The sequence below is a fragment of the Arthrobacter gallicola genome, from assembly GCF_014836775.1.
Taxonomy (GTDB): Bacteria; Actinomycetota; Actinomycetes; order Actinomycetales; family Micrococcaceae; genus Arthrobacter_B; species Arthrobacter_B gallicola.
The window spans coordinates 159,079-172,790 of sequence record NZ_JACSQD010000005.1; the positions used below are offsets into that span (position 1 = coordinate 159,079).

At 65.9% G+C, this 13,712-nt stretch carries 12 protein-coding genes and 1 riboswitch; of the genes, 4 read left to right on the top strand and 8 right to left on the bottom strand.

Going from position 1 to position 13,712, the window contains the following annotated elements; translation table 11 throughout:
• Positions 1-15: 15 nt before the first annotated feature.
• The 3 genes from H9639_RS11890 to H9639_RS11900 all read right to left on the bottom strand — a co-directional run bounded on the left by H9639_RS11890 (position 16) and on the right by H9639_RS11900 (position 3,454).
• Complete coding sequence (locus tag H9639_RS11890; RefSeq protein WP_191808284.1) at positions 16-921, bottom strand: GNAT family N-acetyltransferase; 906 nt, start codon at positions 919-921, stop codon at positions 16-18.
• Positions 921-2,309, bottom strand: a complete 1,389-nt coding sequence (locus H9639_RS11895; protein WP_191808285.1) for a glycine--tRNA ligase — start codon at positions 2,307-2,309, stop codon at positions 921-923. Before H9639_RS11895 ends, H9639_RS11890 begins: the two co-directional genes overlap by 1 nt.
• Positions 2,310-2,467: 158 nt before the next feature.
• A complete protein-coding gene (locus tag H9639_RS11900; protein ID WP_191808286.1) occupies positions 2,468-3,454 on the bottom strand; it encodes a DMT family transporter in 987 nt (328 codons plus the stop codon).
• A gap of 108 nt (positions 3,455-3,562) precedes the next feature.
• On the opposite strand from H9639_RS11900, the gene H9639_RS11905 reads away from it, so the two are divergent.
• Positions 3,563-3,793: an RNA-binding S4 domain-containing protein gene (locus tag H9639_RS11905; RefSeq protein WP_191808287.1), complete on the top strand. Its 231-nt coding sequence runs from the start codon at positions 3,563-3,565 to the stop codon at positions 3,791-3,793.
• A gap of 4 nt (positions 3,794-3,797) precedes the next feature.
• Here the strand turns inward: H9639_RS11905 and H9639_RS11910 are convergent, their stop codons facing one another.
• Complete coding sequence (locus H9639_RS11910; protein ID WP_191808288.1) at positions 3,798-4,451, bottom strand: alpha/beta hydrolase; 654 nt, start codon at positions 4,449-4,451, stop codon at positions 3,798-3,800.
• Between the two features lie 74 nt (positions 4,452-4,525).
• Here H9639_RS11910 and H9639_RS11915 point away from each other — a divergent pair, with 74 nt between their 5' ends.
• Complete coding sequence (locus H9639_RS11915) at positions 4,526-5,440, top strand: SGNH/GDSL hydrolase family protein (protein ID WP_191808289.1); 915 nt, start codon at positions 4,526-4,528, stop codon at positions 5,438-5,440.
• A gap of 13 nt (positions 5,441-5,453) precedes the next feature.
• Here the strand turns inward: H9639_RS11915 and metX are convergent, their stop codons facing one another.
• Positions 5,454-6,590 (bottom strand): homoserine O-acetyltransferase MetX, encoded by a 1,137-nt coding sequence (gene metX, locus H9639_RS11920; protein ID WP_191808290.1) that lies wholly within the window; start codon positions 6,588-6,590, stop codon positions 5,454-5,456.
• Positions 6,587-7,903, bottom strand: a complete 1,317-nt coding sequence (locus H9639_RS11925) for a bifunctional o-acetylhomoserine/o-acetylserine sulfhydrylase (protein ID WP_191808291.1) — start codon at positions 7,901-7,903, stop codon at positions 6,587-6,589. Before H9639_RS11925 ends, metX begins: the two co-directional genes overlap by 4 nt.
• Before the next feature lie 67 nt (positions 7,904-7,970).
• Positions 7,971-8,088: riboswitch (SAM riboswitch) on the bottom strand.
• Between the two features lie 145 nt (positions 8,089-8,233).
• Here H9639_RS11925 and H9639_RS11930 point away from each other — a divergent pair.
• Together H9639_RS11930 and H9639_RS11935 are read left to right on the top strand one after the other, a co-directional pair.
• A complete protein-coding gene (locus tag H9639_RS11930; RefSeq protein WP_191808292.1) occupies positions 8,234-8,875 on the top strand; it encodes a VOC family protein in 642 nt (213 codons plus the stop codon).
• A gap of 1,221 nt (positions 8,876-10,096) precedes the next feature.
• Positions 10,097-10,669: a hypothetical protein gene (locus H9639_RS11935; protein ID WP_191808293.1), complete on the top strand. Its 573-nt coding sequence runs from the start codon at positions 10,097-10,099 to the stop codon at positions 10,667-10,669.
• Between the two features lie 364 nt (positions 10,670-11,033).
• Here the strand turns inward: H9639_RS11935 and H9639_RS11940 are convergent, their stop codons facing one another.
• Both H9639_RS11940 and H9639_RS11945 read right to left on the bottom strand, forming a co-directional pair.
• A complete protein-coding gene (locus tag H9639_RS11940; protein ID WP_191808294.1) occupies positions 11,034-12,851 on the bottom strand; it encodes a glycoside hydrolase family 2 protein in 1,818 nt (605 codons plus the stop codon).
• A gap of 6 nt (positions 12,852-12,857) precedes the next feature.
• A complete protein-coding gene (locus H9639_RS11945) occupies positions 12,858-13,643 on the bottom strand; it encodes a CPBP family intramembrane glutamic endopeptidase (RefSeq protein ID WP_191808295.1) in 786 nt (261 codons plus the stop codon).
• Between the last annotated feature and the right edge of the window lie 69 nt (positions 13,644-13,712).

Sequence of the window (13,712 nt, forward strand, 5' to 3'; positions counted from 1 at the left end):
TTTGTGCGCAGCAGGCTAGCTGCTGAGAATCAAGGTGTCCTTGCCGTCCTGCCGCGCAGCGCCCGTTGCCAGAAGCGGTTCGAGCACCCGGACCAGCGCCGTCATCGAATCATCGACTTCCAGCTGCACCGGGTACTGGTAGGCGACCATGGCCAGCAGGGAGGCCACTGCCGCTTCCGCCTCGGATTCCTCCAGGGTGGTGTCATAACCCAGCAGCACGTCCGCCGGAGCGTCCGTGCGTTCGGAGGTGTAGCTGACGGCGAAGGCGGCAATCCTGCCGCCCTCGGCCTTCGGCTTGTCCCGCAGCACCACGGCACCGGCGGCACCGGCCGCGTCGTTCAGCAGCATCTGCTGCGCGCGGCCCAGGCTCATATCCGAGCGGTCCCAGGCGTGGACGGCATTGTAGAAATCCGCCACGGCACGGGTCAGTTCCACCGACCCGGTGGCCGCCTCATCCAGCTGGGGCCCGTGGTCCTCGAAAACCGGCAGCTTCAGCCTGCCGGGTTCCACGACCACCACGCGGGAGCGCTGGATCGGTTCCAGGCCGGCTGCGGCCGCAAACGCCGCCCCCGGAGTGCCGGGCTCAACCTTCGCGCGCAGCTTGGTGACGCCCGACGGCGCGTTCTCGGCTTCCTTGCGGAGCATGCCAAGCAGGGTGGACCCGAGTCCGGCGCGGCGGTTCTCCCGCGCCACCTCGATGTACACCCACAGCCGGTCCGGGTGCAGGCTGGTCTCATAGACCACCCCTGCCGCCACCGGCACGCCGTCGTCCTCCGCCACGATGCAGCGGCTCCACGGCTCGTTGGAGGAGGGCCGCAGCACGGCCCGGAAGTGCCCGGCTTCGCCGGTCTCCGGATCGCCCCAAAGCTGGACCAGCGCAAGGTCATCGTCCTCGCGCCATTCGCGGAAAGTCAGTGCCATTACGCTCCAATCAGCCGTTCGGCGAGGTAACCCTCAACCTTGTCCAGGCTGACGCGCTCCTGGGCCATGGAATCGCGCTCGCGCACGGTCACGGCCTGGTCTTCGAGGGTGTCGAAGTCCACGGTGATGCAGAACGGGGTACCGATCTCGTCCTGGCGGCGGTAGCGGCGGCCAATCGCGCCGGCGTCGTCGAAGTCGATGTTCCAGTTGCGGCGCAGCTGCGCGGCGAGGTCCTTGGCCTTCGGGGACAGGTCCTCGTTGCGGCTCAGCGGCAGCACCGCGGCCTTGACCGGGGCCAGGCGCGGATCCAGGCGCAGCACGGTGCGCTTGTCCACGCCGCCCTTGGCATTGGGGGCCTCGTCCTCGGTGTAGGCGTCCACCAGGAACGCCATGAAGGAGCGGGTCAGGCCGGCGGCGGGCTCGATCACGTACGGGGTGAACCGTTCGTTGGTGGCCTGGTTGAAGTAGCTCAGCTCGGTGCCGGAGTGCTTGGAGTGCGTGCCCAGGTCGAAGTCGGTGCGGTTGGCAATGCCTTCCAGCTCGCCCCACTCGGAGCCCTGGAAACCGAAGCGGTATTCGATGTCCGTGGTGCCCTTGGAGTAGTGGCTGAGCTTCTCCAGCGGGTGCTCGAACAGGCGCAGGTTCTCCGGGTCGATGCCCAGGTCCGTGTACCAGTTCTTCCGGGTTTCAATCCAGTACTTGTGCCATTCCTCGTCCGTGCCGGGTTCAACGAAGAACTCCATTTCCATCTGCTCGAACTCGCGGGTGCGGAAGATGAAGTTGCCCGGGGTGATCTCGTTGCGGAAGCTCTTGCCGATCTGGCCGATGCCGAACGGCGGCTTCTTGCGGGAGGTGGTGAGGACGTTGTTGAAGTTCACAAAGATGCCCTGCGCAGTTTCCGGACGCAGGTAGTGCATGCCTTCTTCGCTGGCAACCGGGCCCAGGAAGGTCTTGAGCAGGCCGGAGAATTCCTGCGGCTCGGTCCACTGGCCCTTGGTGCCGCAGTTGGCGCATGCGATGTCCGCCAGGCCGTTTTCCGGAGCGCGGCCCTTCTTCTCTTCGTATTCCTCTTCGAGGTGGTCAGCGCGGTAGCGCTTGTGGCAGCTCAGGCACTCGACCAGCGGGTCGGAGAAAACCTCGACGTGGCCGGAGGCTTCCCAGACCGCGCGCGGGAGGATGACGGCGGAATCCAGGCCGACGACGTCGTCGCGTCCGCGGACCATGGACTGCCACCACTGCTTCTTGATGTTCTCCTTGAGCTCTACACCGAGGGGCCCGTAGTCCCAGGCGGAACGCGACCCACCGTAGATCTCACCCGACTGGAAAACGAAGCCCCTGCGCTTGGCGAGGGAGATGATCGGATCCAGTTTGGATTTGGTCGAAGCCATGGAATGGTACCGCCGTTCTTTCTGCTCATGCTGGCCGCTGGGTGCGGTCCGCTTCTGATCCCGTTCCCGCTCCTGAAACCCCGGCGGACGTGCACGGGGAGGGCGGCGAAGGGCAAAACCTATAGGTACCAGCTTAAGGTCACGGCGGCGAAAGGGGGCTATCGGCGCGCACGCCGGCGCAGCGGGCGGACTCCGGGCATGTTCCAGGGCAGGGTTGCGACGACGATCGCGGCCAGCGTCAACGCCGTGCCGAAGACGGTTGCCGCAACCACCGTGGAGCCGGGAGCCGGGAAAACAAGGTCCAGCAGCAGTGAGCCGGTCAGCTGACCGCCGATCAGGCCCAGGCTGGTCAGCAGCACACCGAGGGTCCGCACCAGCAGGGCACCCACCCCAATGAAGATGCAGCCCAGCGGCCCGCCAAGGTAGTACCACCAGGTGTCCGGCAGCGCATTTCCGGTTCCCGAGACGGCGACCTTCACCAGCCAGAGAACCAGCAGCGCCGCAAAGCCTGCCACGAAGTTCAGCAGCGTGGCGGTGATGGGCGATCCGTAGTGCATGCCGGTGGTCCCGTTCATCGCCTGCTGGAAGCTCATGGCCATGCCGGCGCTGAGCGGCAGCAGGACGGCCAGGAGCCAGTCCCCGGTTCCACCGCCGCCGGTGATTTTCGGGCTAACCGCCCACGCGACGGCCAAGATGGTCAGGACCGCTCCGACCACGCGCATCAGCGTCAGCGCTTTCTTCCCGCCGGGCCCAATGCCCATCCGGTCCACGACGAGTCCGGTGAGGGTCTGCCCGGCCACCGTCGCCACGGTAAACACGGCGACGCCGAGGATGGCGATGGTCAGGGTCTGCGTGAGGACGAACCATGCGCCGATCACCCCGGCCAGAATGTAGATCCTCGGGAACCGCCGCTCGCGCAGCGCCGGGAGGATCTGTCCGAAGCCTGCCCTGCCGCGCGGCAGGAGCACGCTGACCAGGATCATAACGGCCAGGCCCATGCCGAAGTTGACCAGCGCCGCTCCCAGGCTGTCATCCAGCGCTGCCCCCAGTTCTCCGTTGACCCGGGACTGGGCGGGGATGGCCATTCCGGCCAGCAAAGCGAGGGGAAGGCCGGCAGCGGCGGGAAGGCGAGAGGGCTGAAGCACCGTTAAACCTTACTCCTGCCCGGGTGGCGGGGCGTCCCGCCGGTGCAGGGGGGGGTGTCCCGCCGGCAGTGGTGCAGGCGCCGGCACGATTTCCGGCAGAATAGAGCCATGAGCTCAACCGATCCCCAAGACCTGCCCATCCGCGACGACATGATCCGCCTCGGCCAGGCGCTGAAGCTGGCGAACCTCGCCGAAGACGGCATTGATGCCAAAGAACTGATCGAGAACGGCATGGTCAAGGTCAACGGCGAGATCGAGGAACGCCGCGGCCGCCAGCTTCATGCCGGTGACACCATCGAGGTCAACGGGGAAGCGGTCCGGATCGCCTCCGAAAGCTAGGCGCCTAGCGCCGGCCCAGCACCGTGTGCGTCAGGAACTCCTTGACGTGCCCCAACTCCTGCATGCTGATGCTGTGTCCCATGCCCGCGTAGAGGACCTTCGTCAGCTTCGTGTACCCGTTCAGCCAGCCGTGGGTGTACTCCACCCGCGGTTCATCAATGACCGGATCGGCCTGGTCCCGGCCCCAGAAGAACGGCACCTTCAGTTCCGCAAGTTCCTCGTCGTGGAAGAAGGCATTACCTTCAGCCGGGACCACAAACCCTGAGAGGCCGACGACGGCGGCGAACTCCTCGGGCCGGTGCCGCAGCAGGGTGCTGGCCACGGCCATACCCATCGAGAACCCGAGCAGCGAGACGCTGGTGTGTTGGTCCCTGATGCTGTCCAGCCAATCGGAGACGTCCTGCACGGCGGAGACCACCCGGTCAACGGAGAAGTCGGGCTCGTTCATCAGCGGGAACCAGGTGTAGCCGGGTCCCAGCGCCATGGGCGCGCGGACCGAAGCAATGGTGAACTCTCCGGGCAGGTATTCGGCCAGGCCCATGAGGTCTTCTTCGTTGGCCAGGTATCCATGGAAGAGAACCAGCAGCGGAGTTCCGGCCCGCTCCGCCTCAGGCTTGGAGAAGAGCACAACCGGATTCCAAGGAGTGTTTTCAGTCATGATTTCCATTCTGGCATGCGCCTGGGCCCAACCTACGGTCGCGTAGCCGGCGCCCGGACAGCGATCATGGAGGAGTGACCCAAAATCCTCAGCATCTTTCACCGCGCCCCGACAACAGCACCGCCGAGCCAGCGCCCGGAGCGGTTCCTGCGCCGTCGGGGGAACACCCCGGACATCCCTTCAACCGCTACGTTGCGCTCGGTGATTCATTCACCGAAGGCATTGGCGACCCGAGTCCGGAAAGCCCGGGCGGGCACCGCGGCTGGGCGGACCGGGTGGCGGAGGAGCTCGCCCACGGGCACCCTGACTTCGCCTACGCCAACCTGGCCATCCGCGGCCGGCTGCTGAACCAGATCATCGACGAGCAGGTCCAGCCCGCCATTGACCTGCACCCGGACCTGATAACCATCTGCGCCGGCGGCAACGACGTCATCCGCCCCGGCGGTGATCCGGACCGGCTGGCAGAGAAGATGGACAGCACCATCGCCCAGCTCCGCGACACCGGGGCCACCGTTGTCCTCTTCACCGGACCCGACATCGGGGCGACGCCGGTGCTCGGCAGCGTCCGCGGCCGCGTCGCCATTTACAACGAGAATCTGCGCACCGTGGCCGCACGCCATGATGCAGTGCTGGCGGACATGTGGGCTCTGCGTGAACTCAGCAATCCGCAGATGTGGGCCCCGGACCGGCTGCATTTCTCACCGCTCGGACACCACACGATTGCTGCCATGGTGCTCGATACTCTCGGCGTCGACCACAGCCTGGAACCCCAGGAGGTCAAGGAACTCACGCACAAGAACTGGCGGACCGCGCGCTCGGAAGACCTCGACTGGGCCCGGGAGTACCTGGTCCCCTGGGTGGTCCGGCGCGTGCGCAAACGCTCCTCGGGTGACGGCATCTCGGCCAAACGCCCGGATGCCGGACCGTTCTTCGGCTCCGGCATGCCGCAGGGTTCAAGCGAGGCAGCCGACACCCTGGGTGAGGCGTAGCCGAGGGGTTTACTTAGGCGAAGAAGTCCTGGTCCAGGACGGCCTTGAGCTGCAGGATATCGGTGAGGAAACCGTCGTGGCCGATCGGCGCGTTGATCAGATGGACCGTGTTCTCTCCGGGCAGGGCGGCGGCCAGCTCGACGGACTGCTCCGGGAAGTACAGCCGGTCGCTGTCGACGGCGGCAACCAGGAATTCTGCTTCGGTGACCGAGAGTGCCTCAGCCAGGCTTCCCCGCCCGCGGGTGACGTCGTGGCTCATCAGCGCTTCGGTGAGGATGACGTAGCTGTTGGCGTCGAACCGGCTGGCGAGTTTCTGCCCCTGGTGGTCCAGGTAGCTCTCCACCTGATAGCGGCCGCGCTGGGCCGGGAGTTCCGCTGCCAGCGGGTCCTCCCCCGGCTGCGGCGTCCGGCCGAACCGGTACTGCAGTTCGGCCTCGGACCGGTAGGTGATGTGGGCGATCCGGCGGGCCAGGCCCAGGCCGGCCAGCGGTGCACGTCCGTTGTAGTAGTCGCCGCCGTTGAAATCAGGGTCCAGCCGGATCGCCGCGACCTGGGCCTGGGCGAACGCGATCTGTTCCCCGGTGCTCGCGGCCGTGGCAGCAATGACTGCGCAGCGGGCAACGCGGGACGGTTCGGTCACCGCCCACTCCAGGGCGCGGGCCCCGCCGAGTGATCCGCCCAGCACGGCGTGCCAGCGGCGGATACCCAGCTGGTCCGCCAGCCGGGCTTCCGCCCGCACGGAATCGCGGATGGTGACGAAGGGGAACCGGGATCCCCAGGGCAGCCCGTCCGGGTCCGCCGAGGCAGGTCCGGTGGAGCCGTAGCAGCCGCCCACCATGTTGATCGAGACCACGAAGAAACGGTCCGTGTCCACCGTGCAGCCCGGCCCGACGAACCCGTCCCACCAGCCAGGTTCATCGGTCTGCCCCTGGGCGACGTGCGTGCTGCCGGTCAGGGCATGCGGAATCAGGACTGCGTTGGAGGCATCGGCGTTCAGCTGCCCCCAGGTTTCATAGCCCAGCACTACGTCAGGCAGAATGCCGCCGGTCTCCAGCTCCAGGGTCCCGATCGAGGCGTACTGCAGCACCCCGTCGATGGTGCTGACGGGGTGCTGCGGTGCGGGGGGATACGTTGTCACGCTGTACTTCATGCTCCCTTGGCTGCGCGGAAACCGGCGTCGAGGTCCGCGATGATGTCATCCAGGTGTTCCAGGCCAACCGAGAGACGCACGAGGCCCGGGCTGACACCCGCGGCGGCCTGTGCTTCGGCACCCAGCTGGCTGTGGGTGGTCGACGCCGGGTGGATCACCAGCGACCGGACGTCCCCTACGTTTGCCACGTGGGAGTGCAGTTCCAGTGCGTCGACGAACCGTTTGCCGGCTTCCACTCCCCCGGCGATTTCGAAGGAGACGATCGCCCCGGTGCCGCGGGGACCGTATTTACGGCCGCGTTCGTACCACGGGCTGGACTCAAGGCCTGCGTACGCAACCGAGACGACGTCGTCGTGCCCTTCCAGCCAGCGCGCGACGGCGACGGCGTTGCTCACGTGCCGTTCCACGCGCAGGCTGAGGGTTTCCAGGCCCTGTCCGATGAGGAAGGCGTTGAACGGCGAGACCGCGGAGCCCAGGTCGCGCAGCAGCTGCACGCGTGCCTTCAGGATGTAGGCCAGGTTGGCGCCCAGCGCACCGTTGGCGCCGAGGTCGCGTGCGTAGACCAGGCCGTTGTAGCTCTCATCCGGAGTGTTGAAGCCGGGGAACTTCTCCGGGTCCGCTCCGAAGTCGAAGTTGCCGGAGTCCACAATCACGCCGGCGATCGCGGTGCCGTGCCCGCCCAGGTACTTGGTGGCTGAATGCACCACAATGTCGGCGCCCCATTCGATGGGACGGATCAGGTAGGGCGTGGAGAGGGTGTTGTCCACGATCAGCGGGACGCCGGCGTCGTGGGCAACGGCGGAGATCCCTTCCAGATCCAGGACGTCCTGGCGCGGGTTGGAGACCACCTCACCGAAGAACGCCTTGGTGTTTGGCTGGACGGCGGCACGCCACTGCTCCAGATTGTCCGGATCGGCCACGAAGGTGACGTCGATGCCGAACTTCTTCAGCGTGTGCTTGAACAGGTTGTACGTTCCCCCGTACAGGCTGGGGCTGGCCACAATGTGGTCCCCCGCCTCCGCAAGGTTGAGAATCGCATAGGTCTCAGCGGCCTGACCCGAGGCCAGCAGCAGCGCTCCCAGGCCACCTTCCAGCGACGCGATGCGGTTCTCCACTGCTTCCTGCGTCGGGTTCCCGATCCGTGTGTAGATCGGGGCGAGTTCCGCCAGGGCAAAGCGGTTGGCAGCCGCTTCAGCACTGGGGAAAACGAAGGACGAGGTCTGGTAAATCGGCAGGGCGCGGGCGCCGGTGACGGCGTCGGGCTCCTGTCCTGCGTGGATCTGGCGGGTTTCGAACGACCAATTGGCAGACATTGTGCTCCCTTTATGACCAGGGGCCCCACAGGAACCGATGCCGGAGGTACTCCGGGTACAGACGTGTGGCCCGCGCTTGCCGTGACATCCTTTTGATGTCCAGCCAGGTCTTCACCCGGGGCACCCCACCGCGGTTGGAGGGTTGCCGGCCAGCAAGCCGGGGCTATCTGCTGGCACTCATGACCTGTACCCATAGAACCAACGCACGGGCAGTTGCGCAACCCATGTGACGCAACGTGAATCCGTCGTCATTTGGTAACGGAGGCTTCTTTTTCCGTGCTTAGGGTCGCCTTAGTCGAGACACAGGTCACAACGTGTCAAGATGTTCGCATGCGCCTGGATCACGTCTCTTACGCCTGCGAATCCGACGGCCTGCTGGCCACCACGGAACGCATTGCTGCTGCCCTTGGAACCGAGTACGTCAAGGGCGGGGTGCATCCCCGCTTTGGCACCCGCAACATGATCCTCCCCCTGGCTAACCACCAGTACATCGAGGTGGTGGAGGTCCTGAACCACCCCGCGTCTGACAAGGCCCCTTTTGGCCAGGCTGTCCGGGCCCGGTCTGAGGCCGGCGGCGGCTGGATGGGCTGGTGTGTTGAGGTCGAGGACCTGGCCCCCTTCGAGGAACGCCTGGGCCGGGCTGCGGTTCCCGGGAACCGAAAATTCCCCGACGGCCAGGAACTGACCTGGCGGCAGATCGGCATCAACGGTCTGATCGCTGACCCGCAGGTTCCCTACATGCTGCGCTGGGATGAGGACAAAGCCGATCTGCACCCGTCCCGTGCCCTCAACGGAACGGTCTCCCTGGAGTCCTTGACCATTGCCGGCTCGGCCGCGCGGGTCACCGAGTGGCTGGGTATGCCCGTCGAGGAGCCGCTGGAATCCGTGGACGTCACCTGGGTTTCCCCGAAGGGCACCCCCGGCATCATGTCAGTGACTTTCGGGACTCCTGCCGGGCTCGTCGAGATCTAAGCCCCGAACTTTTAGCTGAGGTTGGACGGACTGGCCTGTGCCGGTCCGTCCAACCTTTTTGCTGTCCCGGGGCGCCTCGAGCGGGCCTTTCCTCCGTTGCGGGGCTTTCCTCCGCTTTGGGACAATCCCCCGCGGCCATTTCCCTCCCTTTGGGACTCCCCCTCCACACGGGGACACCACGCGCGGCCATTTCCCTCCGTTGGGAGTTCCCTCCGCTTTGGGACAATCCCCCCGCGGCCATTTCCCTCCCCTTTGGGACTCCCCTTGGACTCCCCGTCGCTCGGGGACACCACGCGCGCCCGTTTCCCTCCGTTTGGGACTTCCCTCCACTTTGGGACAATCCGCCGCGGCCGTTTCCCTCCCCTTTGGGACTTCCCTGTCGATCGGGGACACCACGCGCGGGCGTTTCCCTCCCTTTGGGACTTCCCTCCACTTTGGGACAATCCCCCGCCGCCATTTCCCTCCCCTTTGGGACTTCCCTGCCGATCGGGGACACCACGCGCGGCCATTTCCCTCACTTTGGGACTTCCCTCCGCTTTGGGACAATCCCCCGCGGCCATTTCCCTCCCCTTTGGGACTTCCCTGTCGATCGGGGACACCACGCGCGGGCGATTCCCTCCGTTCCGGGACTTCCCCGCCATTTTGGGACAATCCTGCGCGGCGCCGCGGCAGGAAAGTCCCAAACTGGGAGGGATGTCCCGAAAGGCAGGGTTTTGCGCGTGCCCGGATGATTCCGGGCAGCATCGCACCCAAGACAGGTTTTCCACAGAATGTCCCTTCCTGGGCTCAGGCCTGTGAAGAGCAGTGCACGGTTGTCGTATGTCGATGACCTTTCTGTATTCAGCTGAGGCAGACCTGAACGGGGGAAGCCGCCGTACCCTCGCACGCCGATGCAAATCAGGTGAGTTAATCCGGCTACGACAGGGCGTCTACATTCCGGCGGCCGAGTGGCTGAACCTGCCCCCTTGGGAGCGCGACCGCATTCGGCTGGCAGCGGCAGCCCCACCCGGGCAGACCTGCCGCGTTCTGATCCAGCAGTCGGCGGCCGCGATGTGGGGAATTCCAACCATCGGTTCACTTTCCGAAATCATGCTGTTGGCTCAAGGTGAGACGCATGGGCGGTGCCGAGGAGACCTTCGCTGGGCAGAGCGCCGTTTGCTGGAGCCGGCCACGTCCATCGACGGGGTTCCCGTTACGAGCAGGGCCCAGACAGTGCTGGATATGGCAGCTTATCTGCCCTTCGAACGCGCCGTTCCCGCGATGTACCATGTTCTTCGCCCTGACCGTAGCCGGGGGCTGCCGGCGCTGGCTCTGGACAACTTGCGAGATCTTGCCCAGGGACTGCCCTCCCAGGCCAAACGGATCCGGGCCCTGCACGTCATCGACTTCGCCAATCCGCGCTCAGAATCTCCGGGTGAGTCCTACTCCCGAGCCCTGCTCCACCGGCACGGCTTCGCTGTACCTGAGCTGCAGCACGAGTTCACCACTCCCGCAGGCCGCTTTCGCACCGATTTCTTCTGGCAGGACCAGGCCCTGGTGGGCGAGTTCGACGGCGCCGTCAAGTACGGTGCATCCAAGTACGGTTCGGTGAAGGACGGTCCTGCCCCCACTATTCAGGTCCCGTCGAGGGAAGCCCTGCTCCGGGAAAAACGCCGGGAAGACGCCATCCGTGCAACGGGCGTAGGGTTCGTACGCTGGACTTGGGCCGACGTACTCAGGCCGCCACAGGACCCGGAGGGCCTGGCACAAATACTGACTCGGGCAGGACTGCCCAGAGCCCGACGGCGGCAGTGAGGGCGGCGGTGAATCACACCCCGGGTGCCCGCGATGCTCAAAGCGGAGCTCCGTAGGACACGCACCACCGCGTCCGTAGCGAGGCACGTGCCTCTGCCCTACACCTCGGCTCCCCTACGCGTTCACACCCCGACCTGTCGATTCCCCACGCTCCCACCACCCCCTTATGCCCCATGCCTTATGCCCCATGCCGTCTGCCCTAGCTCCAGGCCGGCCCGGCCCCGGGCCGCTCCCCTACGCGCCTATACCCCTACCTGTCGATTCCCTATGCTCCCACCGGGCCCTTATGCCCTAGCCCCAGACCCGTCCCAGCCCCGGGGCGCTCGCTTACACACCTCGCCTATACGCCCCTACGCCCTACGCCCTACGCCGAGACCGACAGCGCCCGAACCAGCGCAGCATTGATGTCCCGGACCATGCCCGGATCCAGTTTCAGGACCTTCCGGTCGTAAGTGAGCAGCCCGTTGACTTCATCCTCGACGTCGCTGAGCTGGGTGTAGACCGTGGCTGCCAGTCCCTGCTTCACCGCAGGTTCAATCTGGGTGCGGTGCAGTTCCGTGAAGGCGCGTCCGAGTTCCTCCCGGCTGTGCAGGGTCTTTCCGTAGCCAAAGACCTCCGTGTTCCAAGTGTGTCCCGGCACCGGAAAACTGAAGCCGCCGTATTCGGAAAGCACAACCGCCCGGGGATCCCGCTGCCAGCGTTTCCGGACGTGGAAGGGAACCGCGTAGACATGCAGGCTTTTGGCGTCGCCGGCACCCTGGTCATGCCAGCCGCTGGCATGGTCAATCCCGCGGGTGGGATCCAACGAGCGCAGCTCCGCAGCAATCGCCGCGGCGTCGAATTGGCCCCAGCCTTCGTTGAATGGAACCCACATCACGAGACTTGGCACGCTGCGCAGCAGTTCCACTGTCTCCCGCATTTCCCGCCGGAAAGTTTCCCTCCCGGCTGCATCACTGCGGCCGAACTTGGCGTACCGGCGGTCGCTGCGGCTTCCGCGGCCCGGGAGCCGCAGCAATTCCGGCGCCCGGCCGTCGCCCAGGCCGCCGTTCACCAGGTCCTGCCAGACGAGCATGCCCAGCCGGTCGCAGTGGTAGTACCAGCGCAGCGGTTCGACCTTGATGTGCTTGCGCAGCATCGTGAACCCCAGGTCCTTGGCCGTCTGGATATCGTGGATCATGGCTGCATCGGCGGGAGCGGTATAGAGTCCATCGGGCCAATACCCCTGGTCCAGCAGTCCGGCGTGAAAGTACGGCTGGCCGTTGAGCAGCAGCCGCTGATGCCCACCCCGGTCCGCGCCCATTCCGAAAGTGCGCAGACCGAAATAGCTCTGCACCCTGTCCTCCCCGAGCCGCACGCTCACCGTGTAGAGGAAGGGATCCTCCGGACTCCACAAACGCGGTTCCGGCAGCTGCAGGAGCAGCGGTTCCCCCGGCGCCGCCCAGCCGTGGGCGACCTCCGTTCCGTCTGCCGTCACTGTGATTTCCGCACGGCCGACATCCAACCCCGCATCCACCCCCACACCGGCGTGGACCGTGAACTCGGCACCGTCCAACGACGCCAGCGGCGTGATCACCAGCCGCCGCACCCAGGTCGCGGGAACAGCTTCCAGCCAAACGGTCTGCCAGATTCCGGACTGCGCCGTGTACCAAATCCCCCCGCGCTCCAGTTTTTGCTTTCCCCGTGAGGCACCGTTGGTGTCGGATCCGTCGAGCACCCGCACCACAAGTTCCTGTTCCCGGCCGGGACGCAGCAGGTCGGTCACATCGAGGGTGAAGGGCAGGTACCCGCCGTCGTGCCTTCCTGCGGCGCGGCCGTTGAGGGTCACCGTGCAGGCCTGGTCGACCGCCCCAAAGTGAAGCAGCACCCGCCTACCCGTATCACCCGCAGCGTCGCCGCCCGCCGCCGGCAGCAGGCCGGACACCGAAAAGGTACGCCGGTACCAGAGCGCTTCCTGCGGCTGCAGTTGGCGTTCGACGCCGGAGAGCGGCGCTTCGGGCGAAAACGGCACCAGGATTTTCCCGTCCCAGGTCTCGGGCTGCTCCAGGACGCCGGCAGGAGTGAACGCGTAGTCCCAGCTTCCGTTGAGGTTGCTCCAGTTCTCCCGAACCAGCTGCGGGCGGGGATATTCCGGCAGCACATTGCCGGGGTCCAGAGCCGCGCCCCAGACTGTCTTCAGGGCCATACGGCGTTAGTCTCCAATTCCGATTGCTGAGCCAAACAGGGCAAAACCTACAAATCCGGCAATATCCACCAGTGCATGGGCGATGACCAGCGGCATCACGCGTTTGGTCTTGTAATAGACGTACCCGAAAAGCAGTCCCATCACGAAGTTGCCGATGCCGGGACCGATCCCCTGATACAGGTGGTAGCTGGCGCGGATCAGCGCACTCGTGAGGATCATGGCGGGCACTCCCCAGCCCAGCGCCCGGAGCCGGGTGAACAGGTAGCCCACTACGATTACCTCTTCCAGGACCGCATGCCGCAGCGCGGAGAGGATCAGCACCGGCAGGGTCCACCAGTAGGTATCCAAGGCCGCAGGAATCAGCGCCGTCGTAATTCCCAGTGCCCGGCCGGCAGCGTAGACGCCGAGCGTCCCTGCGCCGATCACGGCCGCGAGCCCTACACCGAGGCCGAAGTCCCGCACCGGGCGGGAGAACGTGAATCCGATCCGCCGGAAGGCGGACTTGCCGGGCTCCGTGAGCAGGAACAGCACCAGCGCCACGGGCATCAGCGAGAAGAAAATTCCCAGCAGCTGGTACAGCAAATCGAAAAACGGGCTCTGCGCCAGGACTGGGTTCAGAGTGGTCGTTTGGCCGGCAAGGGGTCCCTGCGTCATCTTGTCCGCCAGCCGGACGATGGCATACACCCCGGATTGGCCCAGCGAGAGTCCCAGCACGATAAGAATTTCCGCAGTGATTCTCCGGCGTGCCCGCGGTTCCAGGGCAGGGGCGGGAACGGTGGAGGCTGGGCGCATGTGCCTATTCTGCCTGATCCGCGGCTCACCTGCCCGGGCAGGAACGCTTGCGGAAGGCGGACGAATGCA

What these genes read in the sequence shown, in the direction of transcription:
- H9639_RS11890 (WP_191808284.1), bottom strand. Translation starts at nt 921, where the DNA reads ATGGCACTGACTTTCCGCGAATGGCGCGAGGACGATGACCTTGCGCTG.
- H9639_RS11895 (WP_191808285.1), bottom strand. Translation starts at nt 2,309, where the DNA reads ATGGCTTCGACCAAATCCAAACTGGATCCGATCATCTCCCTCGCCAAG.
- H9639_RS11905 (WP_191808287.1), top strand. Translation starts at nt 3,563, where the DNA reads ATGAGCTCAACCGATCCCCAAGACCTGCCCATCCGCGACGACATGATC.
- H9639_RS11910 (WP_191808288.1), bottom strand. Translation starts at nt 4,451, where the DNA reads ATGACTGAAAACACTCCTTGGAATCCGGTTGTGCTCTTCTCCAAGCCT.
- metX (WP_191808290.1), bottom strand. Translation starts at nt 6,590, where the DNA reads ATGAAGTACAGCGTGACAACGTATCCCCCCGCACCGCAGCACCCCGTC.
- H9639_RS11925 (WP_191808291.1), bottom strand. Translation starts at nt 7,903, where the DNA reads ATGTCTGCCAATTGGTCGTTCGAAACCCGCCAGATCCACGCAGGACAG.
- H9639_RS11930 (WP_191808292.1), top strand. Translation starts at nt 8,234, where the DNA reads ATGCGCCTGGATCACGTCTCTTACGCCTGCGAATCCGACGGCCTGCTG.
- H9639_RS11935 (WP_191808293.1), top strand. Translation starts at nt 10,097, where the DNA reads ATGGCAGCTTATCTGCCCTTCGAACGCGCCGTTCCCGCGATGTACCAT.
- H9639_RS11940 (WP_191808294.1), bottom strand. Translation starts at nt 12,851, where the DNA reads ATGGCCCTGAAGACAGTCTGGGGCGCGGCTCTGGACCCCGGCAATGTG.
- H9639_RS11945 (WP_191808295.1), bottom strand. Translation starts at nt 13,643, where the DNA reads ATGCGCCCAGCCTCCACCGTTCCCGCCCCTGCCCTGGAACCGCGGGCA.